This window comes from Nostoc sp. CALU 546 (assembly GCF_048836525.1).
In genome coordinates this window covers 1-1,971 of the sequence record NZ_JAWJTF010000351.1, presented here as the reverse complement: position 1 = coordinate 1,971, position 1,971 = coordinate 1, and the positions used below count along the sequence as shown (strand labels likewise).

Below are 1,971 nucleotides of genomic sequence, written 5' to 3'. Positions count from 1 at the left end.
TAAAATCCAAAATTGTTTGACTTTGACAACATTGTTGTTGTTAATTTAGCGTAAAATGAAGATACATTAAACAACAAAGCTGTTGTTTTACTCTCCACCACTATTCTAGCAGGCGTGTAACCATTCCGTAACGGGAGATGGGAATCGGTTAGCCACAGCCCGCCTCCCATCCTAAAAGAGTTCCGAACACGAGAGATTATTACTGATGAGTGCCACTGTCAAAACCTTAGTCAACCAACCCTACAAGTACGGCTTTGTCACAGACATTGAGTCCGACACCATACCGCGTGGACTAGACGAGGACGTTATCCGCTTGATCTCCTCTAAGAAGAACGAGCCGCAGTTCATGCTGGATTTTCGCCTCAGAGCTTATCGCCAGTGGCAAAAAATGACGGAACCCACTTGGCCAAATGTCAAGTATCCGCCAATAAATTATCAGGATATCATTTACTACTCAGCGCCAAAACGCAAGAAAGACAAACTAAACAGCTTGGATGAAGTTGATCCAACCCTTTTAGAAACTTTTGAGAAGTTAGGCATTTCCCTATCTGAACAGAAGCGACTGGCAAACGTCGCTGTTGATGCGATTTTCGATAGCGTCTCTGTCGCCACTACATTTAAAGAAAAGTTAGCGGAAGACGGCGTTATTTTCTGTTCGTTTTCGGAAGCGTTGCAGGAACACCCAGAACTAATTAAAAAATATTTGGGTAGCGTTGTTCCCATCGCTGACAATTATTTTGCCGCCTTAAACGCCGCCGTATTTAGCGATGGTTCTTTTGTCTATATTCCTAAAGGCGTAAAATGCCCAATGGAACTATCTACCTACTTCCGCATCAACTCTGGTGACACGGGACAATTTGAGCGGACTTTGATTGTCGCTGAAGAAGGTAGTTATGTTTCTTACCTGGAAGGTTGCACTGCACCAATGTATGACAGCAACCAGTTGCACGCAGCCGTTGTGGAACTTGTCGCCCTTGACAACGCCGAAATTAAATATTCCACCGTCCAAAACTGGTACGCTGGCGATGCCAACGGTAAAGGCGGTATTTACAACTTTGTCACCAAGCGCGGTTTGTGTCAGGGCGTAAATTCCAAGATTTCCTGGACTCAAGTAGAAACAGGTTCGGCAATTACTTGGAAATATCCCAGCTGTGTTTTGGTGGGTGATAACTCTGTGGGTGAGTTCTACTCGGTGGCGCTGACAAATCACATGCAGCAAGCCGATACCGGCAGCAAGATGATTCACGTTGGTAAGAATACCCGCAGCACAATTATTTCTAAAGGAATCTCCGCAGGTAATTCTAGTAATAGCTATCGGGGTTTGGTGAAAGTCAATCCGACGGCTAAAGGGGCGAGAAATTATTCCCAGTGCGACTCAATGCTGATTGGGGATAATGCTCACGCGAATACTTTCCCCTATATCCAGGTGCAAAACAACACTGCGAAGGTGGAGCATGAAGCTTCTACTTCCAAGATTGGGGAAGATCAGTTATTTTACTTCGCTCAACGAGGTATTTCCTCAGAAGATGCTATTTCGATGATGATTAGCGGCTTCTGCAAGGATGTTTTCAATCAGCTACCAATGGAGTTTGCAGTGGAAGCTGATAAGTTGTTGAGTTTGAAGTTGGAAGGCAGTGTTGGATAGCGCTTGTAGTCAGCACTTGAGTGCTGTCAAGTTGCTGGGAACCGAAAAAATTAACGCTTGTAGTCAGCACTTTAACGCTTTTCTCCAGCACTAAAGTGCTGACTACGAACCAAAAAAGAAGAGAGAAAACATGATTATTGAAAATAGTGAAATTGTGCTGTCAGTAAAGAATCTGACGGCTAATGTTGATGGTACACCGATTCTGAAAGGCGTGAATCTGGATGTGCGATCGGGTGAAATTCATGCGATTATGGGGCCGAATGGTTCTGGTAAGAGTACCTTTTCTAAGGTATTGGCAGGACATCCGGCGTATGAGGTGACTGGCG

At 44.6% G+C, this 1,971-nt stretch carries 2 protein-coding genes; both read left to right on the top strand.

Features of this window, described 5'->3' with window-relative positions; all coding sequences use genetic code 11:
- Window positions 1-205 precede the first annotated feature (205 nt).
- Complete coding sequence (sufB, locus tag RRG12_RS43590) at window positions 206-1,645, top strand: Fe-S cluster assembly protein SufB (RefSeq protein WP_420760092.1); 1,440 nt, start codon at window positions 206-208, stop codon at window positions 1,643-1,645.
- A gap of 130 nt (window positions 1,646-1,775) precedes the next feature.
- The coding region (locus tag RRG12_RS43585) for an ATP-binding cassette domain-containing protein (protein WP_420763319.1) at window positions 1,776-1,971 on the top strand (196 nt) is incomplete at its 3' end.